General features: G+C 70.8%; 28 protein-coding genes and 1 pseudogene. 8 read left to right on the top strand and 21 right to left on the bottom strand.

The genetic code is table 11. The features are described 5' to 3' along the window. Positions 1 to 13 precede the first annotated feature (13 nt). Entirely contained in the window at positions 14 to 1,579 is a 1,566-nt protein-coding gene (locus tag ACZ9QC_RS32500) for a hypothetical protein (RefSeq protein ID WP_472916358.1), read from the bottom strand. 400 nt (positions 1,580 to 1,979) lie between these two features. Between ACZ9QC_RS32500 and ACZ9QC_RS32495 the strand changes: the two genes are divergently transcribed. Beyond that, a complete protein-coding gene (locus tag ACZ9QC_RS32495) occupies positions 1,980 to 3,803 on the top strand; it encodes an endonuclease/exonuclease/phosphatase family protein (protein WP_472916357.1) in 1,824 nt (607 codons plus the stop codon). Here the strand turns inward: ACZ9QC_RS32495 and ACZ9QC_RS32490 are convergent. The 3 genes from ACZ9QC_RS32490 to ACZ9QC_RS32480 all read right to left on the bottom strand — a co-directional run bounded on the left by ACZ9QC_RS32490 (position 3,793) and on the right by ACZ9QC_RS32480 (position 6,123). Further along, complete coding sequence (locus ACZ9QC_RS32490) at positions 3,793 to 4,584, bottom strand: SRPBCC family protein (protein WP_472916356.1); 792 nt, start codon at positions 4,582 to 4,584, stop codon at positions 3,793 to 3,795. The genes ACZ9QC_RS32495 and ACZ9QC_RS32490 overlap by 11 nt on opposite strands. Positions 4,585 to 4,604: 20 nt before the next feature. Then, a complete protein-coding gene (locus ACZ9QC_RS32485) occupies positions 4,605 to 5,258 on the bottom strand; it encodes an ArsR/SmtB family transcription factor (RefSeq protein WP_472916355.1) in 654 nt (217 codons plus the stop codon). Positions 5,259 to 5,406: 148 nt separating this feature from the next. Beyond that, positions 5,407 to 6,123 carry an antibiotic biosynthesis monooxygenase gene (locus ACZ9QC_RS32480; RefSeq protein WP_472916354.1) on the bottom strand — a complete coding sequence of 239 codons (717 nt, stop codon included), beginning with the start codon at positions 6,121 to 6,123 and terminating at the stop codon, positions 5,407 to 5,409. A 113-nt stretch (positions 6,124 to 6,236) separates the two neighbouring features. Here ACZ9QC_RS32480 and ACZ9QC_RS32475 point away from each other — a divergent pair, with 113 nt between their 5' ends. Further along, positions 6,237 to 7,343, top strand: coding sequence for a YihY/virulence factor BrkB family protein (locus tag ACZ9QC_RS32475; RefSeq protein WP_472916353.1), 1,107 nt, complete (start codon positions 6,237 to 6,239; stop codon positions 7,341 to 7,343). A 315-nt stretch (positions 7,344 to 7,658) separates the two neighbouring features. Here ACZ9QC_RS32475 and ACZ9QC_RS32470 read toward each other — a convergent pair. Next, positions 7,659 to 7,820: pseudogene (locus ACZ9QC_RS32470) on the bottom strand (DUF3618 domain-containing protein); the annotation flags it as partial. After that, complete coding sequence (locus ACZ9QC_RS32465) at positions 7,817 to 8,278, bottom strand: phage holin family protein (protein ID WP_472916352.1); 462 nt, start codon at positions 8,276 to 8,278, stop codon at positions 7,817 to 7,819. The pseudogene ACZ9QC_RS32470 and the gene ACZ9QC_RS32465, both read right to left, overlap by 4 nt. Before the next feature lie 181 nt (positions 8,279 to 8,459). Here ACZ9QC_RS32465 and dapA point away from each other — a divergent pair, with 181 nt between their 5' ends. Next, entirely contained in the window at positions 8,460 to 9,404 is a 945-nt protein-coding gene (dapA, locus tag ACZ9QC_RS32460; RefSeq protein WP_472916351.1) for a 4-hydroxy-tetrahydrodipicolinate synthase, read from the top strand. A 17-nt stretch (positions 9,405 to 9,421) separates the two neighbouring features. On the opposite strand, the gene ACZ9QC_RS32455 is transcribed toward dapA, so the two are convergent. The 7 genes from ACZ9QC_RS32455 to ACZ9QC_RS32425 form a co-directional block, all read right to left on the bottom strand. Then, positions 9,422 to 10,657, bottom strand: a complete 1,236-nt coding sequence (locus ACZ9QC_RS32455; protein WP_472916350.1) for a WD40 repeat domain-containing protein — start codon at positions 10,655 to 10,657, stop codon at positions 9,422 to 9,424. Further along, a complete protein-coding gene (locus ACZ9QC_RS32450; RefSeq protein WP_316731840.1) occupies positions 10,654 to 11,211 on the bottom strand; it encodes a SigE family RNA polymerase sigma factor in 558 nt (185 codons plus the stop codon). Before ACZ9QC_RS32450 ends, ACZ9QC_RS32455 begins: the two co-directional genes overlap by 4 nt. Before the next feature lie 189 nt (positions 11,212 to 11,400). Next, positions 11,401 to 11,625 carry a hypothetical protein gene (locus tag ACZ9QC_RS32445; RefSeq protein ID WP_472916349.1) on the bottom strand — a complete coding sequence of 75 codons (225 nt, stop codon included), beginning with the start codon at positions 11,623 to 11,625 and terminating at the stop codon, positions 11,401 to 11,403. Between the two features lie 104 nt (positions 11,626 to 11,729). Next, positions 11,730 to 12,719 (bottom strand): 2,3,4,5-tetrahydropyridine-2,6-dicarboxylate N-succinyltransferase, encoded by a 990-nt coding sequence (gene dapD / locus ACZ9QC_RS32440; protein ID WP_472916348.1) that lies wholly within the window; start codon positions 12,717 to 12,719, stop codon positions 11,730 to 11,732. 148 nt (positions 12,720 to 12,867) lie between these two features. Continuing rightward, positions 12,868 to 13,008: a hypothetical protein gene (locus tag ACZ9QC_RS32435; protein WP_472916347.1), complete on the bottom strand. Its 141-nt coding sequence runs from the start codon at positions 13,006 to 13,008 to the stop codon at positions 12,868 to 12,870. Positions 13,009 to 13,316: 308 nt separating this feature from the next. Continuing rightward, positions 13,317 to 13,853 carry a TetR/AcrR family transcriptional regulator gene (locus ACZ9QC_RS32430; RefSeq protein WP_472916346.1) on the bottom strand — a complete coding sequence of 179 codons (537 nt, stop codon included), beginning with the start codon at positions 13,851 to 13,853 and terminating at the stop codon, positions 13,317 to 13,319. Continuing rightward, a complete protein-coding gene (locus ACZ9QC_RS32425; RefSeq protein WP_316729457.1) occupies positions 13,853 to 14,173 on the bottom strand; it encodes a DMT family transporter in 321 nt (106 codons plus the stop codon). Before ACZ9QC_RS32425 ends, ACZ9QC_RS32430 begins: the two co-directional genes overlap by 1 nt. Positions 14,174 to 14,469: 296 nt before the next feature. Here ACZ9QC_RS32425 and ACZ9QC_RS32420 point away from each other — a divergent pair, with 296 nt between their 5' ends. Beyond that, complete coding sequence (locus ACZ9QC_RS32420) at positions 14,470 to 15,384, top strand: AbfB domain-containing protein (protein WP_472916345.1); 915 nt, start codon at positions 14,470 to 14,472, stop codon at positions 15,382 to 15,384. Positions 15,385 to 15,454: 70 nt separating this feature from the next. Here ACZ9QC_RS32420 and ACZ9QC_RS32415 read toward each other — a convergent pair whose 3' ends face one another. The 8 genes from ACZ9QC_RS32415 to ACZ9QC_RS32380 all read right to left on the bottom strand — a co-directional run bounded on the left by ACZ9QC_RS32415 (position 15,455) and on the right by ACZ9QC_RS32380 (position 22,044). After that, complete coding sequence (locus ACZ9QC_RS32415; protein WP_020130530.1) at positions 15,455 to 15,787, bottom strand: metal-sulfur cluster assembly factor; 333 nt, start codon at positions 15,785 to 15,787, stop codon at positions 15,455 to 15,457. Further along, a complete protein-coding gene (sufU, locus tag ACZ9QC_RS32410; protein ID WP_184895563.1) occupies positions 15,784 to 16,254 on the bottom strand; it encodes a Fe-S cluster assembly sulfur transfer protein SufU in 471 nt (156 codons plus the stop codon). Before sufU ends, ACZ9QC_RS32415 begins: the two co-directional genes overlap by 4 nt. 16 nt (positions 16,255 to 16,270) lie before the next feature. Continuing rightward, positions 16,271 to 17,527 (bottom strand): cysteine desulfurase, encoded by a 1,257-nt coding sequence (locus ACZ9QC_RS32405; RefSeq protein WP_230214440.1) that lies wholly within the window; start codon positions 17,525 to 17,527, stop codon positions 16,271 to 16,273. Further along, a complete protein-coding gene (gene sufC, locus ACZ9QC_RS32400) occupies positions 17,524 to 18,288 on the bottom strand; it encodes a Fe-S cluster assembly ATPase SufC (protein WP_472916344.1) in 765 nt (254 codons plus the stop codon). The genes ACZ9QC_RS32405 and sufC overlap by 4 nt, the downstream gene beginning before the upstream one ends. 7 nt (positions 18,289 to 18,295) lie before the next feature. Next, positions 18,296 to 18,613 carry a non-heme iron oxygenase ferredoxin subunit gene (locus ACZ9QC_RS32395; protein WP_048585098.1) on the bottom strand — a complete coding sequence of 106 codons (318 nt, stop codon included), beginning with the start codon at positions 18,611 to 18,613 and terminating at the stop codon, positions 18,296 to 18,298. After that, complete coding sequence (gene sufD / locus ACZ9QC_RS32390; RefSeq protein ID WP_472916343.1) at positions 18,610 to 19,803, bottom strand: Fe-S cluster assembly protein SufD; 1,194 nt, start codon at positions 19,801 to 19,803, stop codon at positions 18,610 to 18,612. The genes ACZ9QC_RS32395 and sufD overlap by 4 nt, the downstream gene beginning before the upstream one ends. An 88-nt stretch (positions 19,804 to 19,891) precedes the next feature. After that, entirely contained in the window at positions 19,892 to 21,316 is a 1,425-nt protein-coding gene (gene sufB / locus ACZ9QC_RS32385; protein WP_184895554.1) for a Fe-S cluster assembly protein SufB, read from the bottom strand. Further along, positions 21,313 to 22,044 (bottom strand): helix-turn-helix transcriptional regulator, encoded by a 732-nt coding sequence (locus ACZ9QC_RS32380; RefSeq protein ID WP_472916342.1) that lies wholly within the window; start codon positions 22,042 to 22,044, stop codon positions 21,313 to 21,315. Before ACZ9QC_RS32380 ends, sufB begins: the two co-directional genes overlap by 4 nt. Positions 22,045 to 22,205: 161 nt before the next feature. On the opposite strand from ACZ9QC_RS32380, the gene ACZ9QC_RS32375 reads away from it, so the two are divergent. From ACZ9QC_RS32375 to ACZ9QC_RS32360, 4 genes are all read left to right on the top strand, one after another. Then, the gene (locus ACZ9QC_RS32375; RefSeq protein ID WP_472916341.1) at positions 22,206 to 23,039 is read left to right on the top strand and encodes an AAC(3) family N-acetyltransferase; all 834 of its coding nucleotides are present in this window, start codon (positions 22,206 to 22,208) and stop codon (positions 23,037 to 23,039) included. A 10-nt stretch (positions 23,040 to 23,049) separates the two neighbouring features. Beyond that, a complete protein-coding gene (locus tag ACZ9QC_RS32370; protein WP_472916340.1) occupies positions 23,050 to 23,973 on the top strand; it encodes an ABC transporter ATP-binding protein in 924 nt (307 codons plus the stop codon). Next, positions 23,970 to 24,749, top strand: coding sequence for an ABC transporter permease (locus tag ACZ9QC_RS32365; protein WP_472916339.1), 780 nt, complete (start codon positions 23,970 to 23,972; stop codon positions 24,747 to 24,749). The genes ACZ9QC_RS32370 and ACZ9QC_RS32365 overlap by 4 nt, the downstream gene beginning before the upstream one ends. 71 nt (positions 24,750 to 24,820) lie before the next feature. Next, positions 24,821 to 25,855 carry a COX15/CtaA family protein gene (locus tag ACZ9QC_RS32360; RefSeq protein WP_472916338.1) on the top strand — a complete coding sequence of 345 codons (1,035 nt, stop codon included), beginning with the start codon at positions 24,821 to 24,823 and terminating at the stop codon, positions 25,853 to 25,855. Position 25,856: the final 1 nt, after the last annotated feature.

Raw genomic sequence — 25,856 nt, 5'->3', positions numbered from 1 at the left:
CACCCCCGACCTGTCAGGCGCCCGCGCCCCCACCCCCCGGCCCCATCTGCGACCGCGCCTTGAACGCCGCCTTCCGGGCCTCCTTCGCCACCTTCTTGTCGGGGTGGATCCTCCCCATCGCCTCCAGCACATCCGGCGTCGCAGGATGATCCACCCGCCACGCCGCCGCGAAGAACGACCCGTGCTGCGCGGCCAGCCCCTCCACCAGCGCCCGGAGCTCCGCCGAGTTCCCCTCCGCGGCCAACTGCGCGGCCACCGTGTCGATCGTGAGCCAGAAGACCATCGCCTCGGACGGCGTCGGCACGTCCGCGGCACCGCGCTCGGTCAGCCACACCCGCGCGAGCCCGCCCAGCTCGGGGTCGTCCAGCACGTCCCGGAGGGCCGGCTCGGCCACCGCCCCCACGAGGGACAGTGCCTGCTGGCAGCGCAGCCGCCGCAGCGGAGCACCCGCGTCGGACCCACGCGCCGCGGCCAGCAGCTCCCGCGCCGCGTCCAGCGACTCACGACGGGCGAGCCACTGCTCGGTCTCGGCCTGGGCCGCCGCGGGCGGAAACGCGGCGGTGCCGTCGAGCAGCACGTCCGCGCCCTTGTCCACGAGGTCCCCGACGGCGGGCGCCACCACGCCGGCCTCCTGGAGCCGCGCCCGTACCCCGTACAGCCCCAGCGGGGTGAGCCGGACCATGCCGTACCGGGTGACATCGGTGTCGTCGACGACAGGCGCGCCCGGCCCCTCGGCGGCGGCCACGGCCTCCTCCGCGTCCCTCATCAGCGCCTCGTCCACCGGCTGGTACTCCACCAGCCCGATCGGCTCCAGCACCCTGAACTGGTCGTCGAGCCGCATCATGGCGTCAGAGACCTGTTCCAGGACGTCGTTGGTGGGCTCGCCCATGTCGTCGGGGACGATCATCGAGGCGGCGAGGGCGGGCAGCGGGACCGGCCCCTCGGGGCCGTCCTCGCTGACGGTGAGGAGGTAGAGGTTGCGGAGCACCCCGTCGAGAAAGTCCGCCTCGGCGTCGGGGTCCCAGTCCAGCTGGGTGAAGTCGATCTCGCCGCCGGAGTCCATGGCCTCGACCAGGCCGTCGAGGTCGGGCACGCTCGCGTCGGCGAGGGTGGTCTCCAGGGCGGTGAGCCAGATGCCGAGCACGTCCTGCGGTCCGCCCGCGGTGAGGAGCGCGAGGTCCTCGCCGACGGTGACCGTCCCGGCCTCCTCGTCCACGATCTCGACGAGCCCGGTGTCCATGGCCACCCGCCACGCCTCGCTCGCCAGGGCCGCCGCGTCCTCACCGTCCACCTCGCCGGCGCCTCCGACGCCACCGCCGGCGCTCCCGGTGTCCCCGGCGCTCGCGGAGCTCCCCGCGTTCCTGACGCTCCCCGCACTCTCACCCGTGAGCCCGAGCACCCCGGCGGCCGCCGGCAGCTGCTCGTCGACGAGTTCGCCCCCGGCGCCCACCCGTGTGTCCGGTCCGGCCCAGCGGGCGAGTCGCGCGGCGCGCGAGAGCAGCGGCGTGGCGAGCGCCTCCCGCGCCAGTTCCGCTTCGGAGAGGAGCCGCACCGGCGGGAGAGGCGAGCTGTCTGACATCGGCGGGGATCTCCTCGGAACATCGGAACAAGTGACGAACAGCGGCCGAGCGGTTCGGGGCCGCCGGGAGACGGCGCCCGAGGGCGATACGTGTACGAGTACGCAGCCGCTCAGCCTAGACGGATTTGAACCCATGCCGCCCGGTTCATGTACCTGCCAGGAGTTGGGTGTGGCTGAAACCTTGACAACTGGCGTGACCAGGCAGGAGATTGACGCGCGTAGAAACTCACGGGTAGCCCTGCGCGGATCACAGGGCCGCCCACTGGCGCGACCGCCCGGGTTCACCGAACCCCGTCGGCGTCCGTCGGGGTTCTACGCGCGTCGCACCGCCCCACAGGTCGCAGGCCACCCCCCGTCCACTCTCGTCCCGGCGCTCACGTACGTCCCCGGAGGGATCCCCTTGCCGAGCAAGAGAACCGCGCGCATCGGCGCGCTGACCGTCGCCACCATCTGCTCCACGGTGTCCGCCGTGGTCCTGACCTCGCCCGCCGAGGCGGACTCCATACGCATCCACGACATCCAGGGCACGACCCGGACGTCCCCGCTCGCCGGCCAGCAGGTGACCGGGGTCGAGGGGATCGTCACGGGCGTCCGCACCTACGGTTCGCGCGGCTTCTGGATCCAGGACACCCAGGCGGACTCGAACCCGGCCACGAGTGAGGGCGTCTTCGTCTTCACCAGCTCCCGGCCGACCGTTTCCGTGGGCGACGCGGTGTCGGTCGCGGGCACGGTCTCCGAGTTCGTGCCGGGCGGCACTTCGTCCGGAAACCAGTCCGTGACGCAGATCACCCGCCCGACGATCACGGTGGTCTCCACGGGCAACGCCGTCCCCGCCCCGACCGTCGTCGACGCCAGGACGGTGCCGAACCGGTACGCCCCGACAGGTGACACCGCCGCCGACGGTTCGGTCAACGGCCTCACCCTCGCCCCCGGCACGTACGCCCTGGACCGCTACGAGTCCCTGGAGGGCATGAACGTCCAGGTCGCCGACGCCCGGGTGGTGGGCGCCACCGATCCGTTCACCGAGCTGTGGGTCACCGTCAAGCCCTGGGAGAACGCCAACCGCCGCGGCGGCACGGTGTACAGCTCCTACACCTCCCAGAACACCGGCCGGCTGCAGATCCAGTCGCTGGGCGCGGTCGCCGACTTCCCGAAGGCGAACGTCGGAGACACCCTGAAGGGCGCCACGGCCGGTCCCCTGGACTACAACCAGTTCGGCGGCTACACCCTGGTCGCGGGCCGGCTCGGCACGCTGGAGCAGGGCGGGCTGGAGCGCGAGACGACCCGTAAGCAGGGGCGTGGCGAGCTGGCGGTGGCGACGTACAACGTCGAGAACCTGGACCCCTCGGACGCCTCGTTCGCGGACCACGCGGCGGCGATCGTGCACAACCTGCAGTCGCCCGACATCGTGGCCCTGGAGGAGATCCAGGACAACAACGGCGCCACCAACGACGGTACGGTCGCCGCCGACCAGACGGTACGGAAGCTGATCGACGCGATCGCGGCGGCCGGCGGCCCGACGTACGACTGGCGTTCCATCGACCCGGTGAACCTCGCGGACGGCGGTGCGCCCGGCGGCAACATCCGCCAGGTCTTCCTGTTCAACCCCGAGCGGGTCTCCTTCACCGACCGTGCCGGCGGCGACGCGACGACCGCCGTCGGGGTGACGAAGGCGTACGGCAAGGCACGGCTGACGGTCTCCCCCGGCCGTATCGACCCGGCGAACGCCGCCTGGACGGACAGCCGCAAGCCACTGGTCGGCGAGTTCTCCTTCCGCGGCAAGTCCGTCTTCGTGATCGCGAACCACTTCGCGTCCAAGGGCGGCGACCAGTCGCTGCACTCGGAATTCCAGCCGCCGAAGCGGAGTTCGGAGACCCAGCGTCACCTTCAGGCGACCGCCGTGAACACCTTCGTCAAGGAGATCCTGGCGAAGGAGAGGAACGCGGACGTCATCGCCCTCGGTGACATCAACGACTTCGAGTTCTCCGAGACCACCGAGCTGCTGGAGGACGACGGCGCCCTGTGGTCGGCGGTCAAGTCGCTGCCGAGGAGCGAGCGTTACTCGTACGTCTTCCAGGGCAACACACAGGTCCTCGACCAGATCCTGATCAGTCCGTCGATCCGGCGCTCGTGCGACTTCACGTACGACAGCGTGCACACCAACGCGGAGTTCAACGACCAGATCAGCGACCACGACCCGCAGGTGCTGCGCTTCAGGCCGTAACGGCGGCGCGTCGGGCCGGCACAGCGGCGACCGGTTCTCGGGGCTGGCTGAACACTCCGTTCAGCCAGCCCTTCCACGCGGTCTCGTCGGCCTGCGCGTCGGCGCCCGGCGCGAAGTCGTGAACGCTCATGCCGACGCGGTGGCCCCAGTGGTTGCGGCCGAAGAAGCGGATGAGGGCGTCGTCGGTGCGCAGACCGATGAAGTACGGGTCGCGATAGTCGACGACGGCCTCGAAGCGCTGCCCGCCGGGCCCCTCGGCCTGGACGCGGGCGCCCTCGGCGGTGTCGTCCGCGAGGCCGAGCGCCCTTCCCACGACGGCGAGCGCGTCCGCGCCGCCGGACGCCTCGGGGCCGTCGAAGGTGGCGAACGCGGTGATCTTCCGGCCGGCGAAGCGCGTCAGGTACTGGCGCAGGGTGTGCAGGTAGAAGGCGGTGTGCTTGGCGGCGCCGTCGTACTGGTTGTCCCAGTCGTCGACGAAGACGCCGCTGTGCACGTACCGCACCCAGGCGCGCCGGCCGTCGTCGCGCGGTTCGATCGTGTAGTCGAGCTGGTTGAGGGTCTGCTCGGAGATCCCCTCCACGTCCTCGACGCGGTTGGTGTACCGGCGCGGCGGGTCCCACGCGGTCACCTCGGAGCCGAACGGCCCCTTGCCGCCGACGCGCGGCTCGGGTGCCTCCATCGGCCACAGCCACCCGCCGGTTCCGGCGGTGACGGCCTCCCACACCTCCTCGGGGGTGGCGTCGACCTCGAACTCACGGGCGATCTCGAATTCCTTGGGCATGACGTGCTCCTCAACGGGTCTCACCGGGCGGGCGGTTCGGGCTGGGCGGGGAGTGCGGGCCGGTCGGGCCGGTCGGTCTCATCGGCGGGCTGCGGCCTGACCGTCGGGTGGACGGCGACCACGATCCGGTGGCCCCGGCCGCCCTGGGCGTCGGGGGCGTCGTACTTGCTGATGAGCGCGCTCACCCCGGCCGTCAGTTCCTGGACGAAGGCGGCCCGGTCGGCGGCCGAGGCGAAGGTGACCTCGCCGTCGAGGGCGTAGGTCGCGAGGCGCTTGCGGGCCTTGGCCGCGCCGGTGATCAGCGTGCCGACGTCCCGGACCAGCCGGGCGCCGAGTGCCAGCAGCCAGCGCGCGGAGAGCTGGTCCCGGAAACGGTCCGGATCCGGCTGTACGGCGGCGAGCGCGAGCGGCGAGATCACGTACGACGCGGCCGTGGCCCGCATCAGCCGCTCCGTGACGTTGCCCTTGCGGCGCTCCCCCGCCAGCTCGACCAGACCGTGCTTCTCCAGTGCCTTCAGGTGATAGTTCACCTTCTGCCTGGGCAGCCCGACCTTCCCGGCCAGCATGGCCGCCGACGCGGGCCCGGCCGCCAGCTCGGCGAGCAGCCGGGCGCGTATGGGGTCCAGCGAGACGGCCGCTGCCTCGGGGTCCTCGATCACGGTGACGTCCAACATGGCTCCACCGTCTCACCGAAAACTTTTTTGTCCAGACTGTTCGAGTTTTCGGTGAGTGAGGGAGCGGTGGTCCCGGTCGGCGACCACCGGCTGACGATCGCCGCCGGTCGCTACACGCCCGTCGACTCCGGGACGGGAGCCGCCGGACTCAGTCGGGGACGAGGCCGAGGGCGTACGCGTACCGCTTGACCGAGCCGGTCTCCAGCAGTCCGGGCCAGGTCTGTACGCGCTGCCAGAGCGGCGAGAGCGAGCCGACGCCTTCGCCGGGCGCCGCCATGGCGTCGATGTGATGCTCGGCGGTCTCCCACTCGGCGTAGTTGAGGACGCGGGTGCCGTCGGTGCCGAGGTGGAAGTGGGCGGAGATACCGCCGGGATGCGCGTCCGGCTCGGCGGCGAGCGCCTCCGCCACGGCGTCCACCCAGGCACGCTGCCGCGCCGGGTCCGGACCGTCGAACTCGACGTCGACGATCACCACGCAGCCCGGCACGCGTGCGGCACGGCCCTCGCCGCCCGTGAGGCTGCGGTACCGCCGGTACCGCCCGAGCCACACCCGCTCGATCCCGGGGACAGCGGTGTCGATGGCGTCGTTGCGCTCCTGCCGCCGCGTCTTGACGAAGGCCTCGTACGCCTGCTCGTCGGCCCACTGCGAATGGTGCAGCAGGCCGGAACCGTCCTCGGCGGTGTAGACGAAGTACCCCAACAACCCTTCCGTCGGCCACGGCCGCCGCTCCCAGGTGTCGGCGATGGCCTCGACGGTCCGGCGTTGCCGCTCGGGGGTGCCCACCTCCCAGGTGCTGAAGAGGGACGCCCCGACGTCGGGGCGGTCGAGGGCGGGGTGGAGGTCCGTACGACGGGTCGTGCTCATGCTGCTCTCCCATGATCGGTACTCGGCGTGCGCGCACCGACCACCCTTCAACCTCAACCAAGATTCAGGTCAAGTCCGCGATTCGGGGCCGGGTTTCGGGAGACCCGCCGGTCATGGAGCAGAGGCGGCCGGAGGCCGAGCGGGTGGGAAAGGCGCCGGGGACCGGCGGGGAGGGCGCGGAGGGCGCGGAGGGCGGTCTCACCGGACTGCCGGGGCGCTCGTGGTGGGCGGTGGTGCGGCGCACCGTCAAGGAGTTCCAGGACGACGAACTCGCCGACCGGGCAGCCGCGTTGACGTACTACGGTGTCCTGTCGCTCTTCCCCGCGCTGCTGGTGCTGGTGTCGATGCTGGGGGTCGTCGGACAGCGCGCGACGGACAGGATCCTGGACAACATCGGCGACCTCGCCCCGGGCCCCGCGCGGGACATCCTGCGGGACGCGGTCGTGCAACTGGGAGACAGCGGCGGTACGGGCGGGGTGCTGGCGATCGTCGGTCTGCTGGCGGCGGTGTGGTCGGCGTCGGGATATGTGGCGGCGTTCATCCGTACGTCCAACGCGGTGTACGACCTGCCGGAGGGCCGCCCGGTGTGGAAGCTCACGCCACTGCGGATCGTCCTGACCCTCGTGTTGATGCTGATGCTGGCGGCGAGCGCGCTGATCGTCGTCTTCACGGGTCCGCTGGCCGAACGCGCGGGCACGACGATCGGGCTCGGCGACGCGGCCATCGCCCTGTGGGACATCGCCAAGTGGCCGGTCCTGCTGGTCCTGGTGACGCTGATGATCGCGCTGCTGTACTGGGCCGCGCCCAACGTCCGTGGCCGGGGCTTCCGTTGGGTGAGCCCCGGCGGAGTCCTCGCGACACTGATCTGGCTCGCCGCGTCCGCGGGCTTCGCCGTCTACGCCGCCACCTTCGGCTCGTACAACAGGACCTACGGCACGCTCGCCGGAGCCGTCGTCTTCCTGATCTGGCTCTGGCTCACCAACCTGGCGATCCTCCTGGGCCTGGAGTTCGACGCGGAACTCTCCCGGGAACGCGCCATCGCCGACGGCCGCTCCCCCATGGAAGAGCCTTACGTGGAACCCCGCGACACCCGCACCTGGCCGCCCCGCCTACGCGCCCTGCGCGAGGCCCGCGCTCGCGCGACGGGCGCGCTGGGCACGACGGGCGCGACGGGCACGACGGGCACGACGGGCACGCCGGGCTCGTCGGCCGAGGAGTGAGCCAACAGCCACCGCCCGACGCCCGCGCATGCCCACCACCGGCCACCACCGGGGTGAGCCGCGCAGGCGTCGGGCGACCACCGGTCGGGCGACCACCGGGGTGAGCCGCCGGGGTGAGCCGCGCAGGCGTCAGGTGTCCGCGCCGCAAGCCATGCGGCGCAGACGTCAGTCACCCCCGCCGGAAGAGCCAGCCGGGAGTCAGCCGCCGCCCTAGTGGTAGTGGCGCCAGGCCAGCACCCCCGCCGCGGCCACCGCGACGGTCGCGCCGCCCACCACCACCGCCTCCCGCGGCACCCGCTCCCACGCGGAGTGCACCCTCGCCTTCACATCGGCCTTGGCGGCCAGCTCCTCGACCGTGTCACCGAGCTGCGCCCGGGTCTGTTCGATCTGCCGCCGCAGTTCGTCGGGCCCCTTGGCGCCCACGGAACCATTGGTCGCGCCGCCGGAAGCACCGGCCGTACCGGATGCGTGCGTCATCGCCGGGCCCTCCCCTTGATCTCGTCCACGTCGGCCTTGACGCTGTCGAGCGCCAGCTCCGGCCGGGGCGGTGTGGCCCGACGCAGCTGCGCGCGCCCCAAGGCGGCCAGTACGCCGGCGATCACGAACAGCACGGCCATGACGATGAGCGCGGCGGCCCACACGTCCAGCACCAGCGACAGCGCCGCGACCCCGGCCGCGGCAAGGGTCATGAACCCCACGTAGGCGACGGCGCCGGCGGCGCCGAGGAGCCCACCGCCGCGCCCCGCGCGCCGCCCCTTCTCGGCCAGCTCTTCCTTCGCGAGGGCGACCTCCTGTCGTACGAGCTGGGAGAGCTGCTCGGTGGCCTGCCCCACGAGCTCGCCCACGGAGTGATGGTCGTGTTCCGTCGGCCCCGGACGCGCGGATCGCACAGAGCGCACGAATCGCGTGGGCCTGGTCTCGGTGGTCCCGGTCACGGTGTCGCCTCCTCACACATCGGGACGCCCCGAGTACCCCCACCGGCTCGCACTACCCCTCCGCTCACCAGCACATCCACCCGTGGCCAGGCAGCCGACCCTCCTCCTCGTAGCAAGACTTCCGCATATTTCGTAGGAGAATTAAGTGGAGCTTCACAATGGGCCCGCCGAGACTACCCCCATGGCTCCCTTCACTCCCTTGGCTCCCACGGCTTTCACGGCTCCTCTGGCTCGCGTCCACCGCCCCACCCCCTTCGGCCGCGCCCTCTGCGCGATGGTCACGCCCTTCACGGCGTCCGGCGCGCTCGACCTGGACGGGGCCCAGCTGCTGGCCGACCGGCTGGTGCGGGAGGGGTGCGACGGGCTGGTGCTGTCCGGTACGACGGGCGAGTCGCCGACGACGACGGACACGGAGAAGGCGGAGCTGATCCGCGCGGTGCGCGCGGCGGTGGGCGAGCGGGCCGCGATCGTGGCCGGGGTGGGCACCGCCGACACCCGGCACACGGTGGAGCTGGCGCTGGCGGCCGAGAAGGCGGGCGCGGACGGCCTGCTGGCGGTCACGCCGTACTACAGCAGGCCCCCGCAGGACGCCGTCGAGGCCCACTTCCGCGAGCTCGCCGACGCCACGGGGCTGCCCGTGGCCCTGTACGACATCCCTGGCCGCACCGGTACCCGCATCGAACCGGAGACCATGATCCGGCTCGCGGACGACCCCCGGATCGTGGCGGTGAAGGACTGCGCGTACGACCTCCTCGGCACCCAGAGGGTGCTGGCCGAGACGGGGCTCGCGTACTACACCGGCTGCGACGAGTACGTCCTCGCGCTCTACGCGATCGGCGGGTCCGGTTACGTGGGGACGGTCGCGAACGCGGTGCCGCGCCACTTCCGCTCGATCCTCGACGCGTTCGACGCGGGCGAGGCGGGCGAGGCGGCCCGCCTCCAGCGGCTGACCCTACCGCTCACCGAGCTGATGATGGCCTCCGGCCTGCCCGGCTCCGTCACGGCCAAGGCGCTCCTCGGCCGACTCGGTCTCCCCTCCGGCCCGGTCCGCGCACCGCTGCGGCCCGCCGGTCAGGAAGTGACCGACGGGCTGCAGGCGGCGTACGACCGGCTGGTGAACGCCTGAGATCCGACGCCGGTCGGTCAGCGGGTGGCGAAGACCGGGTTCCAGCGCCCGGGAGCCCCGTCGTTGCCCTTGCGGGCGCCGCTGAGCGGGATCGTCCTGTCGCTGCCGATGGTGACGAGGACCAGACCGTTGTGGAACTCGTTGCTGCCGTCGGCCGCGATGTCCCAGGCGATGAGCCGCTCGTTGTCGACCCAGGCGAGCAGTTGCTGACCGCGGACCTTGTGGAGCCGCTTGCCGGTGCGGGGGTCGAGGATCTCGGAGGCGGTTGTCTTGGCGCCGCCCGCGAAACCACCGGCGGCGAGCTTGCCGTTCGGGGAGAGCCGCGCCTCCACCGACCAGCTCAGGTACTTCTCGTCGGCCGGCTTGGCGACCTTGTCACCCTTCAGGTCGTAGTACTGGTCGTGCGGCTCCATGCTGAGCCCGGAGCGGACCAGCTTGCCGTCACCGCTGAAGGAGAAGTCCTGACGGGAGTTGACGAAGAACAGGTCCTCCTCCTTCTCCGGCGGGACCGCGCTCCACTCGCTGCTACCGGAGTCGACGTCGACGATGTAGAAGCCGGTCCGGTACGACTCGGAGAACACCGGCATGTAGTCGTTCTTCTTGCCGTCGCCGTCGGCGTCGTTGGCCGCCTTGGTCAGCACATCGGGGTTCTTGCTGTAGGTGGTGGCGACGAGCGTGGTGCCGTCGGACGAGAACTCCACGCTGGCCACGCCCCGGTCCACCGGGATCCAGCGCTCGACCTCGCCGGTGAGCAGGTCGAGCAACCCGATCCGCTTGGCGGGCAGTTCCGTCTCCAGGACGGCGGCGGTTCGCATGCCGGGGGCGACCGCGATCATGGACCAGCGGGAGTCCGCTACGTACTTGCCGGTCTTCTGGTCGAGGATCGAGTAGGAACGCTTCCGGACGCCGGTGTCCTTCTTCTTGTCGATCAGGGTGTCCCAGGTCCAGTACGCGGCCAGCGCCACGTCCCCGGCCGCGATCAGGTCGCGCGGCGGCGACTGGTCGGGGTGGGCGATGATGTCGCTCTTGTTCATCTCGGTGGCGAGCCGTACCTGGTCCTTGCCGGAGTCCAGCAGGGGCACGGCCACCGCGACGGCGACCACGGCGGCGGTGGCCGCGGCGACGGTGGCGAGCCTGCGGGTCCGGCGGCGGCGCCGGACGGTGAGCACCCGTTCGGCGAAGTCCACTGCCAGGGGCGGCTGTTCGGCGGCCTGCTCGCGCAGCGAGTCGCGCACCAGTTCATCGACGTTCACGGACGCACCTCCACGGGCGAGAAGTCACGGGACGGCTGCTGCTCGGCCGCGGCGAATCCGAGCGCGGCCAGTTCGGGCGCGAGTTCGCGCAGTCGGGCGAGCGAGCGGTGGGTCGTGGACCGTACGGTCCCCACGGAGCACCCGAGGATCCGGGCCACCTCGCCCTCCGGCAGGTCCTCGAAGTAGCGGAGCACCAGTACGGTCCGCTGCCGGGCGGTCAGCCGGGCCAGCGCCCCGCGCATCACCAGCCGCAGCTCGACACCGGCCACGCCGTCGACACCGCCGCCGCTCTCCGGCGGCTCGGCGACGGTCAGTTCGCGCCGCCGCCATTTCAGCCGCCAGCGGCTGACCTGCTGCCGGTAGAGGATCTGCCGTACGTACGCCTCCGGCTCGTCGATCCGCTGCCAGCGCCCGGCCGCCTTGATCAGCGCGTTCTGCAACAGGTCCTCGGCGGCGTGCCGGTCCCCGCCGCTCAGCAGCACGGCCGTCTTCAGCAGCGCCGACGACCGCCCGGCCACGAATTCCCGGAAACTCTCCTGCCCCGCGGCATCCATCGTCACCTTCTCTTCCCCCGGCGGCCCCTGTGTCCGCCCTGTGCCCCTTGAGACGCGCCGCCCCGCCCACCGCTATGCCGGGCCGGCGAAGAAAAGTACCGGGGAACGGCTCGGGGCCCGTACGCGCGTGAACGCGTACGGGCCCCTGACCCTGTGACGGCAAGCCGTGCCGGCCGTACCGGCGTGCGATCAGCCCCAGCGGTACCCGTCGCCGAACAGCAGGGTGTGCTCCAGCACGTCCTCCATGGGGTCGTCGACCTGCCCGACGTTGACGAGTCCGATCCGGGGACCGTTGTGCGAGGCGTGGTTGGTCTCGTCGGCGTGCGCGGTCCCGGCCGACACCCCGCACACCAGCACCGCGGCCAGCCCTGCCATGACCACTCGCGCCACGGTCCTCGCCCGGTCGTTCCTCATCCCTCGGCCCCTCATCTCATCGGTTCGGCGACTCATCGGACACTGCGTCCGACAGTTCATCTGCCTACACCGCGCGAAAGTCACGCCAAGCAACCCTTACGGGGTCAGTTGTGGCTGTGCAGGATCTCGTTCAGGCCGCCCCAGACCGCGTTGTTGGGGCGGGCCTCCACCGTGCCGGTGACCGAGTTGCGGCGGAAGAGGATGTTCGAGGCGCCGGAGAGTTCGCGGGCCTTGACGACCTGGCCGTCGGGCATGGTGACACGGGTGCCGGCGGTGACGTAGAGGCCGGCCTCGACGACGCACTCGTCGCCCAGCGCGATGCCGACGCCCGCCTCGGCGCCGACCAGGCAGCGCTCGCCGATGGAGATGACGACGTTGCCGCCGCCGGAGAGCGTGCCCATCGTGGAGGCGCCGCCGCCGATGTCCGAGCCGTCACCGACGACGACACCGGCGGAGATCCGGCCCTCGACCATCGATGTGCCGAGGGTGCCCGCGTTGAAGTTGACGAAGCCCTCGTGCATGACCGTGGTGCCCTCGGCGAGGTGCGCGCCGAGCCGGACGCGGTCGGCGTCGGCGATCCGGACGCCCTTGGGGGCCACGTAGTCCGTCATCCGCGGGAACTTGTCGACGGACGTCACCTGGAGGTGCAGGCCCTCGGCGCGCGCGTTGAGGCGCACCTTCTCCAGCTCGTCCACGGCGACCGGGCCGAGCGAGGTCCAGGCGACGTTGGCGAGGAGGCCGAAGATGCCGTCCAGGCTCTGGCCGTGCGGCTTGACCAGGCGGTGGGAGAGCAGGTGGAGGCGCAGGTACGCGTCGTGCGTGTCGATCGGCTTCTCGTCGAGCGAGGAGATGACCGTGCGGACCGCGACGACCTCGACACCGCGGCGCGTGTCCTGCCCGATCGCGGCGGTCGCGCCGCCGCCCAGCAGCTCCGCGGCACGCTCGGCAGTCAGCCGCTCGGTGCCGGAGGGGCCCGGCTCGGCGGCGAGCTCGGGCGCGGGGAACCAGGTGTCGAGGACGGTGCCGTCGGCGGCGATCGTGGCGAGGCCGGCGGCCACGGCGCCGGTGGTACGAGGAGCAGTCGTGTCGGTCATGAGGGCAACCTAACCGCCCGGGGCGCATCCGGGCCAACCCGCGCCGGGGACATCTCAGGGGCCGGGCACTTTACGGACATACGGACATACGGAGCCGGTCGGCCCGCCCACCCCCGTGGGACGGGCCGCCCGGCCCGGGCGGCGAACGTCAGCCGCGCTCGCCCGCCTCGTCCACGACGGCTGTGGCGATGCGCGAGTCGCCGCCGAGCACCTTGCCGTCCTCGATGTGCTGTGTACCGAGAACGTCGTACGTCTCCGGGTCGATCAGCCAGCGCCGGCCGCCGGCCATGCCCTGGCTCAGCGCGATGGCACGGCGCCCGCGATGCCGGCCAGACCCCGGGACGGCTTGAAGGCGGGGCTGCTTGAAGCCGGGGCTGCTTGACGTCGGCGTCAAGGAGGGCGGCGATCCCGGCGGCGTCCGCCTCGCCTCGCGCCCACCCGCCGTGCCGCCCACCCGCCGTGCCGCCCGTCCGCCGTGCCGCCTGCCCGAGGCGGAGGTCCGCTCACCGGGTCCTCCCCCCGCTCGTCACAACCGCTCTCCCCCGCCGGCTTCCGTGTCACCCCCTGTTCGCCGATGAGCCGGAAAAGGTTCGCGGTTCAGGGAATCACCCGTGCCAGCGCCTCCCGCGCGTACTCCTCGTCGTAGGGCGCCCCGGTCAGCAGGACCTGGAGGCAGATGCCGTCGACGAGGGCGACGAGGGTCCGCGCGGTGACCGGGTCGGTGCGCTCGGCGAGGCACTCGGCGAAGCCCCGGCCCCACTCGTCGGCGACGGGCCGGAGGGCGGGGCGGCGCAGGGCGGCGAGGTAGAGCTCGTACTCCACCTCCAGGCCCGTACGGTCGCCGGCGAACCATTCGCCGCCCAGCGCGGCCAGTTCGGCGGCGAGATCGGTGCCGGGGTCCCGCAGGGCCTCGCGGGCGGCGACGGCCTTCGCGTACCGCTCGTTGGCCTGTCGCAGCGCGGCGACCATGAGGTCGTCGAGGGTCTTGAAGTGGTACGTCGTCGAGCCGAGCGGGACATCCGCCTCGGCGGCCACGGTGCGGTGGCTCAGCCCGGCGATGCCCTTCTCCCCCACGACGCGGATCGCCGCGTCGATGATCCGCTGTCGCCGCTCGGGATCGTAGCGCCGTGCCATCAGTGGGCGCCTCCCAGGTTCAGCACCACGACCCCCGCGATGATCAGCACGATCCCGGCGACCTTGGCGAAGCTCAACGCCTCCCCGAAGAGCACCAGTCCGAGGGCGGCGACCGTCGCGGTGCCGACGCCGGACCAGATCGCGTACGCGGTGCCGATCGACATCGACTTCAGCGCCTGGGCGAGCAGGACGAAGGAGATGAGGTACCCCACCCCGGTCACCAGGGAGGGCCACAGCTTGCTGAAGCCCTCGCTGTACTTCATGGCGGTGGTGGCGGCCACTTCGGCGGCTATGGCCGCGGCGAGCAACAGATATCCCATGTGTACGATCGTACACATGATGCGTACGCCTGTACACATCGCGCGGCACAGGCGCGCTTATGGGCGGAATTGACCGCCACGGAAGCCCAAGAGGCCCTGGATTCGGGGCCGTTCCGTTATGGAAGCGCTCTCGGAAAGGGCTCCCCGCACACCCCTTGGTCCACTACTGTTTCAACGGTCAATCTCCCGATTGTGTGACGACCGCCAGGGTTTGCACACACGGGTGACACGTACCACCCTCCCTGATCCGCATGACGATTCGCGTCCGCACTTTGGCGACGCCGAAGGAACCGCGCATGCCGCCAAGAAAGCCCGGACCTGATCCGGAACAGACCACGCCCCACCTTCCGGTGCTCAGATCCGCGAAGGTGTGGGAGACGGGTGTCACCCCGAACGACACCCGAATACCGGGCACGCGCCGCCTCTGGCTGGCCGGCGCCCTGGCCCTCGCCGTCGTGTCGTCGTGCGTCACCGCGATCACCCTCCAGGGCAACGGACCTGACGACTCGTCGGAGAAGAACGGGCGCACCACCGCCGCCGACGACCGGGTGCTCCCCGCCCTCTCGCTGCCGCCCACGTCGCCCCCCGCGACCTCGGCACCGGACGGCAAGAGCGGCCTGTCGGAGCCGCAGGGCTCCGAGGCCGACGCGAAGAACGGCGAGGGCAAGGACAAGGGCGCCGACGGTTCCAAGGGTTCCGGCGCGTCCGACGACAAGCAGCAGGGCGGCGCGAAGCCGACCTCCGAGCCGTCGAAGGCGCCCACGAAGAAGCCGCCGTCCAGTTCGACCACGCGCAAGTCCGTACGGTCCGTCAACTACCCGGACCGCTACTGGCATCTGCGCGACGGTGTGATCCAGCTGGACCAGGTGAGCTCCCGCAGCGGCAGCGAGACCAAGGAGGACTCCTCCTTCAAGGTCGTCTCCGGCCTCGCGAACTCCTCCTGCTACTCGTTCCGCATGGCCGACGGCCGCTATGTGCGCCACCAGAACTTCGTGCTCCGCGCGTCCGGCAACGACGGCTCCCGCCTCTTCCAGCAGGACGCCACCTTCTGCCCCCGCTCGGGCTACTCGGGTTCGATCCTGCTGGAGTCGGTGAACTACCCCGGCCACTTCGTCCGCCACCGCAGCTTCCAGCTCCGCCTGGAGCGCGCCGAAAACAGCGGCTCCTTCTACGCGGACGCCACGTTCAACCTGGTGAAGGGCTTCTCCTGACCGGAGGACACCACCGCGGACATGGGTGTGGCCCCCGGCGAATCGCCGGGGGCCACACCCATGTCACGTCTCAGACGTTGAACCCGAGCGCCCGAAGCTGCTCACGGCCGTCGTCGGTGATCTTGTCGGGGCCCCACGGGGGCATCCAGACCCAGTTGATGCGCAGCTCGTTGACGAGGCCGTCCGTGGCGGACTTGGCCTGGTCCTCGATGACGTCCGTCAGCGGACAGGCCGCCGAGGTCAGGGTCATGTCGATCGTCGCGATGTTCGCGTCGTCGATGTGGATGCCGTAGATCAGGCCGAGGTTGACGACGTCGATGCCGAGTTCGGGGTCGACGACGTCGTACAGGGCCTCGCGGACCTCCTCCTCGGAGGCCGGCTTCATCTCCAGGGTCTCGCTCATGCCGTCTTCCTTTCGACGTCGGCGTCGGCGCCCAGCGCCTGGGCCGTCGCGTCCTTCCACGCCATCCAGCTGAGGAGGGCGCACTTGACCCGGGCGGGGTACTTGGAGACACCGGCGAACGCGACCGCGTCCTCCAGCACCTCCTCCATCGCGTCGTCCGGCTCGATCTTCCCCTTGGACTGCATCAGCTCCAGGAAGGTCTCCTGGATCTTCCGCGCGTCGTCAAGGTCCTTGCCGACGAGGAGGTCGTTCAGCACGGAGGCCGAGGCCTGGCTGATCGAACAGCCCTGGCCCTCGTACGACACGTCCTCGATGGTCGTGCCGTCGTACTTCACTCGCAGGGTGATCTCGTCGCCGCACGTCGGGTTCACGTGGTGTACCTCGGCGTCACCGTCCCGCAAGCCCCGCCCGTGGGGGTGCTTGTAGTGGTCCAGGATGACTTCCTGGTACATCGAGTCCAGCTTCATGCGATCGCTCGTCCCCTCAGCCGAAGAAGTTCCGTACGTGCTCCAGACCGTCGACCAGGGCGTCGATCTCGGCCGGCGTGGAGTACAGATAGAACGACGCTCGGGTGGTCGCGGGAATTCCGTACCGCAGGCAGACCGGGCGGGCGCAGTGGTGGCCGACCCGGACCGCGATGCCCTGCTCGTCGAGCACCTGGCCCACATCGTGCGGGTGGATGTCGCCGAGGGTGAAGGAGATCGCCGCGCCCCGGTCCTCGGCCGTGGCGGGGCCGATGATCCTGAGGTCCGGAACCTCCGTCAGCCGCTTCACCGCGTACTCGGTGATCGCGTGCTCATGGGCGAGGATCTTGTCCATGCCGATGGAGTTCAGATAGTCGATCGCCGCGCCGAGGCCGACCGCCTGCGCGATCGGCGGGGTGCCCGCCTCGAACTTGTGCGGGGCGGGAGCGTACGTCGACGAGTGCATCGACACCGTCTCGATCATCTCGCCGCCGCCGAGGAACGGGGGCAGGTCCTCCAGGAGCTCCTGGCGGCCCCAGAGCACGCCGATGCCCGTCGGACCGCACATCTTGTGGCCGGTGAAGGCCACGAAGTCGGCCTGCAGGGCCTGCACGTCCAGCGGCATGTGCGGCGCGGCCTGCGAGGCGTCGATGCAGACGAGGGCACCGACCTCCTGGGCGCGGCGCACTATCGCCTCGACGGGGTTCACGGTGCCGAGGATGTTGGACACCAGCACGAAGGAGACGATCTTCGTCTTCTCCGTGATGATCTCGTCGATGTTGGAGAGGTCGAGGCGGCCGTCGTCGGTCAGCCCGAACCACTTCAGCTTCGCGCCGGTGCGCTGCGAGAGCAGCTGCCACGGCACGATGTTGGAGTGGTGCTCCATCTCCGTGATGACGATCTCGGTCTCGGAGTCCACGCGGTAGGGCTCGTCGGCCCAGCCCAGCATGTTCGCCACGAGGTTCAGCGACTCGGAGGCGTTCTTGGTGAAGATCACCTCGTCGCGGCTGGGCGCGTTGATGAAGGACGCGACCTTGTCCCGCGCGCCCTCGTACAGCGCCGTGGCCTCCTCGGCGAGCACATGCACACCGCGGTGGACGTTGGCGTTGTAGCGCTCGTAGTACTCGCTCAGGGCGTCCAGCACCTGGCGCGGCTTCTGCGAGGTCGCCGCGTTGTCCAGGTACACGAGCTTCCGGCCGTCGTGGACCTGACGGTCCAGGATGGGGAAGTCCTTGCGGATCGCCTCGGTGTCGAGGAGGCCCGGCAGCTGTGTCACGCGGATGCGCCACCCTTCGTGTATGCCTCGTAGCCCTCGTTCTCCAGCTTGTCGGCGAGCTCGGGGCCGCCGGACTCCACGATCCTGCCGTTCGCGAAGACGTGCACGTGGTCGGGCTTGATGTAGCGCAGGATGCGCGTGTAGTGCGTGATCAGCAGGGTGCCGACCTCGCCGGTCTCGCGGACGCGGTTGACGCCCTCGGAGACGACCCGGAGCGCGTCGACGTCCAGACCGGAGTCCGTCTCGTCGAGGATCGCGACCTTCGGCTTGAGCAGCTCCAGCTGGAGGATCTCGTGGCGCTTCTTCTCACCGCCGGAGAAGCCCTCGTTGACGTTGCGCTCGGCGAAGGAGGGGTCCATGTTGAGGCGCTGCATGGCCTCCTTGACCTCCTTCACCCAGGTGCGCAGCTTGGGGGCCTCGCCGCGGATGGCAGTGGCGGAGGTCCGCAGGAAGTTCGACACGGACACACCCGGGACCTCGACCGGGTACTGCATCGCCAGGAACAGGCCGGCGCGGGCGCGCTCGTCGACGGACATCTCCAGGACGTCCTCGCCGTCGAGCAGCACGGTGCCGCCGGTGATCGTGTACTTCGGGTGACCCGCGAGCGAGTAGGCGAGGGTCGACTTGCCGGAGCCGTTGGGGCCCATGATGGCGTGCGTCTCGCCCTGCTTCACGGTGAGGTCGACGCCCTTGAGGATCTCCTTCGTGGCGTTGTCGGCCTCGACGGTGACGTGCAGGTCTCGGATTTCAAGCGTTGCCATGGGTGCCTCAGGACTCCTGGGTGAGGGAGACGAGCACGTCGTCCCCTTCGATCTTTACGGGGTATACGGGGACGGGGCGCGTCGCGGGAAGGCCGGACGGCTTGCCGGTGCGGAGGTCGAAGCTGGAGCCGTGCAGCCAGCACTCGATCTGGCAGTCCTCCACCTCGCCCTCGGAGAGCGAGACGTTCGCGTGGGAGCAGATGTCGTGGATGGCGAACACCTCCCCCTCGGTCTGTACGACCGAGACGGGCGTGCCGTCGAGTTCCACCCGCTTCGGGGTGTCCTCCTCCAGCTCGCTCAGCCCACAGGCGCGTACGAAGGTCATCGGCCTGATCCAGACACGGTCTCCAGCTCCTCGTCGATCTTCGCGAGGAGGCGCTCCTCGATGTCGTCGACACCGATCTGCTGGACCAGCTCGGCGAAGAACCCGCGGACGACGAGTCGGCGGGCCTCGTCGGCCGGGATGCCGCGGGCCATCAGGTAGAAGAGCTGCTCGTCGTCGAAGCGGCCGGTCGCCGAGGCGTGGCCGGCGCCGACGATCTCGCCGGTCTCGATCTCCAGGTTCGGCACCGAGTCGACCCGGGCGCCGTCCGTGAGGACCAGGTTGCGGTTCATCTCGTAGGTGTCGGTGCCCTCGGCCTTGGCCTCGATCAGCACGTCGCCGATCCAGACCGCGTGGGCGCCGTCGCCCTGGAGCGCGCCCTTGTAGACCACGTTCGACTTGCAGTGCGGGGTGTTGTGGTCGACCAGGAGGCGGTGCTCCTGGTGCTGCCCCTTGTCGGTGAAGTAGAGCCCGAACAGCTCGGCCTCGCCGCCGGTGCCGGCGTAGGCGACCCGGGGGTGGAGGCGCACGACGTCGCCGCCGAAGGTCACCACCACGGACTTGAAGCTCGCGTCGCGGCCGATGAGGGCGTTGTGCTGGGCGACGTGCACGGCCTTGTCGTCCCAGTCCTGGACCGAGACGACGGTCAGCTTGGCGCCGTCGCCCAGGACGTAGTCGACGTTGGCGGCGAGCACCGCGTCACCGGTGTGGTCGATGACGACGACGGCCTCGGCGAAGGCACCCAGCTCGATCACCTGGTGGGCGAAGGCGGTGCCGCCCTCGCCGTGCACGGCGATCCGGATCGGCTCGGCGAGCACCGTCTCCTTGGGGACGGTGATGACGCCGGCCTTCTCGAACGCCGAGTAGGCCTGGGCGGCGATGCGGTCCACCGGGGTGCCGGCCCTGCCGAGGCGGGCGTCGTCGCGGCCGACGGCCTCGACGGTGACGCCCTCGGGTGCCTGGACGTCGACCTTCAGGCCGTCGCCGGTGGCGACGGCGGTGCCGTCGTGCAGCCCGCGCAGGCGCTCCAGCGGGGTGAACCGCCACTCCTCCTCGCGGCCGTGCGGCACGGGGAAGTCCGCCACGTCGAAGGACGGGGGCGCGCTCATGCGCGTGGCGACGGTCGACTCGGCGGCCACCGCGATCGAGCCGGCGGTGGTGGAGCCCACCGGAATGTTCTGAGCCTCAGCCATGGCTGTCGGTCTGCTCTCTTCCTACGTTTTCGATCTTCGGCCCGCCCCGGAGAGGCGGGCCGCCTGCTGCTGGACCGGAGGGCGGTGCTTAGCCGACCGCGCCTTCCATCTGCAGCTCGATCAGCCGGTTGAGCTCCAGCGCGTACTCCATCGGCAGCTCCTTCGCGATCGGCTCGACGAAGCCGCGCACGATCATCGCCATCGCCTCGAACTCGCTGAGGCCACGGCTCATCAGGTAGAAGAGCTGGTCCTCGGAGACCTTGGAGACGGTCGCCTCGTGGCCCATGGACACGTCGTCCTCGCGGACGTCGACGTACGGGTACGTGTCCGAGCGGGAGATGGTGTCGACGAGCAGCGCGTCGCACAGCACGTTCGACTTGGATCCGGCGGCGCCCTCACCGATCTCGACGAGACCGCGGTAGGACGTACGGCCACCGCCGCGCGCCACCGACTTCGAGACGATGTTGGAGGAGGTGTTCGGCGCCATGTGGACCATCTTGGAGCCGGCGTCCTGGTGCTGGCCCTCGCCCGCGAAGGCGATGGAGAGGGTCTCGCCCTTGGCGTGCTCGCCCATCAGGTAGACGGCCGGGTACTTCATGGTGACCTTGGAGCCGATGTTGCCGTCGATCCACTCCATGGTCGCGCCCTCGTACGCCACGGCGCGCTTGGTGACCAGGTTGTAGACGTTGTTCGACCAGTTCTGGATGGTCGTGTAGCGGCAGCGGGCGCCCTTCTTCACGATGATCTCGACGACCGCGGAGTGCAGGGAGTCCGACTTGTAGATCGGGGCCGTACAACCCTCGACGTAGTGGACGTAGGCGTCCTCGTCGACGATGATCAGCGTCCGCTCGAACTGGCCCATGTTCTCCGTGTTGATACGGAAGTAGGCCTGGAGCGGGATCTCCACGTGCACGCCCTTCGGCACGTAGATGAAGGAGCCGCCGGACCACACCGCGGTGTTCAGCGACGCGAACTTGTTGTCGCCGACCGGGATGACGGTGCCGAAGTACTCCTTGAAGAGCTCGGGGTGCTCCTTCAGCGCGGTGTCGGTGTCGAGGAAGATGACGCCCTGCTCCTCCAGGTCCTCGCGGATCTGGTGGTAGACGACCTCGGACTCGTACTGGGCCGCGACACCGGCGACGAGGCGCTGCTTCTCCGCCTCGGGGATGCCGAGCTTGTCGTACGTGTTCTTGATGTCCTCGGGCAGGTCCTCCCAGGACTCCGCCTGCTTCTCCGTGGAGCGCACGAAGTACTTGATGTTGTCGAAGTCGATGCCCGACAGGTCCGAGCCCCAGTTCGGCATGGGCTTCTTCTCGAACAGGCGCAGGCCCTTGAGACGGAGCTTGGTCATCCACTCCGGCTCGTTCTTCTTGGCGGAGATGTCCCGGACGACGTCCTCGTTGATGCCACGCTTGGCAGAGGCGCCGGCCTCGTCGGAGTCCGCCCAGCCGTATTCGTACTTACCCAGGCCCTCGAGCTCGGGGTGGGCTGTCTCCTCGATGGGGAGAGTCATGCGGGGTTCCTCCCGGCCGTGCTTGTGGATGCGTTGGTGGCTGTCTTGGAAATTCTGGGGATGAACGTCGTGCAGACGCCGTCGCCGTGGGCGATGGTGGCCAGCCGCTGGACGTGTGTACCGAGCAGTTCGGCGAAGAGTTCGGTCTCGGCCTCGCAGAGCTGCGGGAACTGCTCGGCCACATGGGCCACCGGGCAGTGGTGCTGGCAGAGCTGCTCACCCTGGTGCGGGTGGGGGGCACTGCGTGCCGTAGCAGCGTACCCGTCGGCACTCAAGGCCCTGGCCAGGGCTTCGGTCTTCTCATCGGGCCCCGCGGCCTCGACGGCCTTGCGGTAGGCCCCGGCCTGGGCGGCGACCCGGGCGCGGGCGAAGGCGGCGACCGCCTGCTCCCCGCCCTCCTGGTCGGCGATCCAGCGGAGCGCGTCGGCGGCGAGCTTGTCGTACGACTGGTCGAAGGCGTCCCGTCCGCAGTCCGTCAGGGCGAACACCTTGGCCGGGCGCCCACGCGTACGCGTGCCGTAGACGCGCTGTTCACGGGGTTGTACGACGTCGTCGGAGACCAGGGCGTCGAGGTGTCGGCGGACAGCCGCCTGAGTCAGCCCCAGACGCCCGGCGAGGTCGGCCACGGTGGACGGGCCGTGGGACAGGATGGACCGCGCGACCCGGTTGCGGGTGGACCGCTCACCGGTCGCGAGTTCCTCCTGCGGAGCCTCGCCGACGTTTTTCACAACGCCATTGTTGCGTAATTCCTCAGAGCTGGGCAAGCCGCGCCCGGACGGGCGGGCGGTGCCGTGCATCACTTAGGCATACCTAAGATGACCTGGGGAAACGATCACTGATCGATCAAACCGGTGGCGTCGCCGAAGCCGCTCGGGAAGACTGCCACACCATGTCGACAACCCCTCCCACCGGCCCTCTTGTCACCCGCGCCGGCTTGGCGGCGGACCTGCGCGCCGCCGGTGTCGAGCCCGGCGAGACCCTCCTCGTGCACTCCTCGCTCAGCTCGCTCGGGTGGGTCTGTGGAGGCCCCGTGACGGTGGTGCACGCGCTGCTCGACGCCCTCGGACCGGACGGCACCCTGGTCGTCCCCAGCCAGTCCGGCGACCTCTCGGACCCCGCGCTCTGGGGGCGTCCGCCGGTGCCCGAGGAGTGGTGGGAGACCATTCGGGCGACCATGCCCCGCTACGACCCGGCGACCACCCCCACCCGCGGGGTCGGGGTGATCCCCGAGACGGTACGGACCTGGCCGGGCGCCCTGCGCAGCGCGCACCCGCAGACCTCCTTCGCGGCGATCGGCCCGGGCGCGGCGGCGATCCTCGCGGACCACGCCCCCGACTGCCGCCTGGGCGAGCGCAGCCCCCTGGCCCGGCTGGAGGCGGCGGGCGCCCGGGTGCTGCTGCTCGGCGCGGGCTACGACTGCTGCACCTGCTTCCACCTGGCCGAGTACCGGATCCCCGCACCCCTGGTCGAGGTCGGCCGGCCGGGGCCGGACGGCTGGGAGGTGGTGACCGAGGTGTCCATCGACTCGGACCGTTTCGACGAGCTCGGGTACGACTTCGAGCGCGACCGCGGCATCCGCCGGACCAGGGTGGGCGGGGCGGACGTACGTCTGTTCCCGGTGGTGGACGCCGTGGCGTACGCCGAGCGCTGGCTCCCCGTGCACCGTCCCCGTGAGGAGGAGATCTCCGGACCCGCCGGTCTCGGCACCCGGCCGCGTACCTAGACTCGGGCCCATGCGAAGTGACCCCGTGGTCCAGGTCCGGTCCCTGGTGAAGCGGTACGGCGACAAGACCGCGGTGGACGGCCTGGACCTGGTGGCCGGGGCGGGCGTGACCGCCGTGCTCGGCCCGAACGGCGCGGGCAAGACGACCACGATCGAGACCTGCGAGGGCTACCGCGAGCCGGACTCCGGCTCGGTGTCCGTCCTCGGCCTCGACCCGGTCCGCGAGGCCGCCGCACTGCGCCCCCGGATAGGCGTGATGCTCCAGTCCGGCGGTGTCTACTCGGGCGCCCGCGCCGAGGAGATGCTCCGCCACGTGGCCCGGCTGCACGCCCACCCCCTCGACGTGGACGCCCTCGTCGAGCGCCTGGGCCTCGGCAGCTGCGGCCGTACGACGTACCGACGGCTCTCCGGCGGTCAGCAGCAGCGGCTCGCCCTCGCGATGGCCGTCGTCGGCCGGCCCGAGCTGGTCTTCCTGGACGAGCCGACCGCGGGCCTGGACCCGCAGGCCCGGCGGGCCACCTGGGAGCTGATCCGGGACCTGCGCGCGGACGGCGTCTCGGTCATCCTCACCACGCACTACATGGACGAGGCCGAGCAGCTCGCGGACGACGTCGCGATCATCGACGGCGGCCGGGTCATGGCCCAGGGCTCGCCCGAGGAGCTGTGCCGGGGCGGCGCCGAGAACACCCTGCGCTTCACCGGCCGGCCCGCCCTCGACGTGGGCTCCCTGCTGAAGGCGCTCCCGGCGGACTCCACCGCCGTCGAACTGACCACCGGTGTGTACCGGGTGACCGGCAAGGTCGATCCGCAGCTCCTGGCGACCGTCACCTCCTGGTGCGCCCAGCACGGGGTGATGCCGGACCGGATCTCGGTGGAGCGGCACACCCTCGAAGACGTCTTCCTGGAGCTCACGGGCAAGGAGCTGCGTTCATGACCGCGCGTACGGGCACGGGCTCCTACACACCGAAGCCGGGTGCCGCCCCCCTCCCCCGCATGATCGCGGCGCAGGCGGCGCTGGAGACGAAGATGCTGCTGCGCAACGGCGAGCAGCTGCTCCTGACCGTCGTCATCCCGACGCTGCTGCTGGTGCTGTTCGGCTCGGTGGACATCGTCGACACCGGTGAGGGCGAGGCGGTCGACTTCCTGGCGCCCGGCGTCCTGGCGCTCGCCGTGATGTCGACGGCGTTCACCGGGCAGGCCATCGCCACGGGCTTCGAGCGCCGCTACGGCGTGCTGAAGCGGCTGGCGGTCTCCCCGCTCCCCCGCTGGGGCCTGATGGCGGCGAAGACCCTGTCCGTACTGGTCACAGAGGTCCTCCAGGTCGCCCTGCTCACGGTGATCGCCTTCGCGATGGGCTGGAACCCGCACGGCAACCCCTTCGCCGTGCTGCTCCTGCTGGTCCTCGGCACGGCCGCGTTCTCGGGCCTCGGGCTGCTGATGGCGGGCACGCTCAAGGCGGAGGCGACGCTGGCGGCGGCGAACCTCGTCTTCCTGCTGCTGCTGGTGGGCGGTGGTGTCGTGGTCCCGCTGGAGAAGTTCCCGGACGCGGCGCAGAGCGTGCTCGGGCTGCTGCCGATCGCGGCCCTGTCGGACGGGCTGCGGGACGTCCTCCAGCACGGCGCCGGGATGCCGTGGGGCGACCTCGGGATCCTCGCCGGGTGGGCGGTGCTCGGGCTGGGCGCGGCGGCCCGCTTCTTCCGCTGGGAATAGCGGTAGGTCACCCCCGCGTGCGGACTGCGGCAGGTCACGCCCGCCGCACCTCGGGGCCACACCCCTCGTGAATGCGTGCACAAGCGGCGGCCTACGATGGGGGCGTGCCGAAAGTGACCCGCGACGACCTCGTCTCCGCTGCGCGCAACCCGCTCGCCTTCATCGCCGAACGCTGGACCCCGGACCCCAGAACGGTCCGGCGCGCGGCTCTCGCCGCCCTCGTCATGGCGGTGGTCATCGTGGTGACCGGCGGCGCCGTACGGCTCACCGGGTCGGGCCTCGGCTGCCCGACCTGGCCCAAGTGCACCGACGACTCGCTCACCGCCACCCGTGAGATGGGCGTGCACGGTGCCATCGAGTTCGGCAACCGCATGCTGACGTACGTGCTGTGCGCGGCGGTCGGCTGGGCCATCGTCGCGGCGCGCTCCCAGAAGCCGTACCGGCGGAGTCTGACCCGGCTGGGCTGGGCGCAGTTCTGGGTCGTCATGGGCAACGCGGTGCTCGGCGGCATCGTCGTACTGGTCGGCCTCAACCCCTACACGGTGGCCGCGCACTTCATGCTGTCGACCGCGCTGATCGCCGTCGCCGCCGTGATGTGGCACCGCACCGGCGAGGGCGACACGGCCCCGCGTCCGCTGGTCGGCCAGGCGGTGCGGCAGCTGGTGTGGGTCCTGGTCGGCGTGACGCTGCTGCTGATCGCGGTGGGCACGGTCGTCACCGGCGCGGGCCCGCACGCGGGTGACTCCAGCGAGGTCGAGCGGATCCCGCTGAACTGGGAGAACGTCACCAAGCTGCACGCCGTGCTGGCCTGGATCGTGGTGACGCTGACCTTCGCCCTGTGGTTCGTCCTCAAGGCCGTGGACGCCTCCGCCGCACCGCTGCGCCGCACCCGCGACCTGTTCCTGATCCTCCTCGCACAGGGCCTCCTCGGCTATGTGCAGTACTTCACCGACCTCCCCGAGGTGCTGGTCGGCGCCCACATGTTCGGCTCCTGCCTGGTCTGGATCGCGACCCTGCGGGTGCTGCTGTCGCTGCGGGAGCGGCCGGTGGACGGGGTCGACGTGCCCGCCGCGGCGGCCGAGGCGCCGGTCGCGGCGCGCGGCTGAG

The organism is Streptomyces sp. HUAS MS02 (assembly GCF_055702265.1).
This window is presented reverse-complemented; position numbering and strand designations above follow the sequence as displayed.

What these genes read in the sequence shown, in the direction of transcription:
- ACZ9QC_RS32500 (WP_472916358.1), bottom strand. Translation starts at nt 1,579, where the DNA reads ATGTCAGACAGCTCGCCTCTCCCGCCGGTGCGGCTCCTCTCCGAAGCG.
- ACZ9QC_RS32490 (WP_472916356.1), bottom strand. Translation starts at nt 4,584, where the DNA reads ATGCCCAAGGAATTCGAGATCGCCCGTGAGTTCGAGGTCGACGCCACC.
- ACZ9QC_RS32485 (WP_472916355.1), bottom strand. Translation starts at nt 5,258, where the DNA reads ATGTTGGACGTCACCGTGATCGAGGACCCCGAGGCAGCGGCCGTCTCG.
- ACZ9QC_RS32480 (WP_472916354.1), bottom strand. Translation starts at nt 6,123, where the DNA reads ATGAGCACGACCCGTCGTACGGACCTCCACCCCGCCCTCGACCGCCCC.
- ACZ9QC_RS32475 (WP_472916353.1), top strand. Translation starts at nt 6,237, where the DNA reads ATGGAGCAGAGGCGGCCGGAGGCCGAGCGGGTGGGAAAGGCGCCGGGG.
- dapA (WP_472916351.1), top strand. Translation starts at nt 8,460, where the DNA reads ATGGCTCCCTTCACTCCCTTGGCTCCCACGGCTTTCACGGCTCCTCTG.
- ACZ9QC_RS32450 (WP_316731840.1), bottom strand. Translation starts at nt 11,211, where the DNA reads ATGGATGCCGCGGGGCAGGAGAGTTTCCGGGAATTCGTGGCCGGGCGG.
- ACZ9QC_RS32445 (WP_472916349.1), bottom strand. Translation starts at nt 11,625, where the DNA reads ATGAGGAACGACCGGGCGAGGACCGTGGCGCGAGTGGTCATGGCAGGG.
- dapD (WP_472916348.1), bottom strand. Translation starts at nt 12,719, where the DNA reads ATGACCGACACGACTGCTCCTCGTACCACCGGCGCCGTGGCCGCCGGC.
- ACZ9QC_RS32435 (WP_472916347.1), bottom strand. Translation starts at nt 13,008, where the DNA reads ATGGCCGGCGGCCGGCGCTGGCTGATCGACCCGGAGACGTACGACGTT.
- ACZ9QC_RS32430 (WP_472916346.1), bottom strand. Translation starts at nt 13,853, where the DNA reads ATGGCACGGCGCTACGATCCCGAGCGGCGACAGCGGATCATCGACGCG.
- ACZ9QC_RS32425 (WP_316729457.1), bottom strand. Translation starts at nt 14,173, where the DNA reads ATGGGATATCTGTTGCTCGCCGCGGCCATAGCCGCCGAAGTGGCCGCC.
- ACZ9QC_RS32420 (WP_472916345.1), top strand. Translation starts at nt 14,470, where the DNA reads ATGCCGCCAAGAAAGCCCGGACCTGATCCGGAACAGACCACGCCCCAC.
- ACZ9QC_RS32415 (WP_020130530.1), bottom strand. Translation starts at nt 15,787, where the DNA reads ATGAGCGAGACCCTGGAGATGAAGCCGGCCTCCGAGGAGGAGGTCCGC.
- sufU (WP_184895563.1), bottom strand. Translation starts at nt 16,254, where the DNA reads ATGAAGCTGGACTCGATGTACCAGGAAGTCATCCTGGACCACTACAAG.
- sufC (WP_472916344.1), bottom strand. Translation starts at nt 18,288, where the DNA reads ATGGCAACGCTTGAAATCCGAGACCTGCACGTCACCGTCGAGGCCGAC.
- ACZ9QC_RS32395 (WP_048585098.1), bottom strand. Translation starts at nt 18,613, where the DNA reads ATGACCTTCGTACGCGCCTGTGGGCTGAGCGAGCTGGAGGAGGACACC.
- sufD (WP_472916343.1), bottom strand. Translation starts at nt 19,803, where the DNA reads ATGGCTGAGGCTCAGAACATTCCGGTGGGCTCCACCACCGCCGGCTCG.
- sufB (WP_184895554.1), bottom strand. Translation starts at nt 21,316, where the DNA reads ATGACTCTCCCCATCGAGGAGACAGCCCACCCCGAGCTCGAGGGCCTG.
- ACZ9QC_RS32375 (WP_472916341.1), top strand. Translation starts at nt 22,206, where the DNA reads ATGTCGACAACCCCTCCCACCGGCCCTCTTGTCACCCGCGCCGGCTTG.
- ACZ9QC_RS32370 (WP_472916340.1), top strand. Translation starts at nt 23,050, where the DNA reads ATGCGAAGTGACCCCGTGGTCCAGGTCCGGTCCCTGGTGAAGCGGTAC.
- ACZ9QC_RS32365 (WP_472916339.1), top strand. Translation starts at nt 23,970, where the DNA reads ATGACCGCGCGTACGGGCACGGGCTCCTACACACCGAAGCCGGGTGCC.
- ACZ9QC_RS32360 (WP_472916338.1), top strand. Translation starts at nt 24,821, where the DNA reads ATGCGTGCACAAGCGGCGGCCTACGATGGGGGCGTGCCGAAAGTGACC.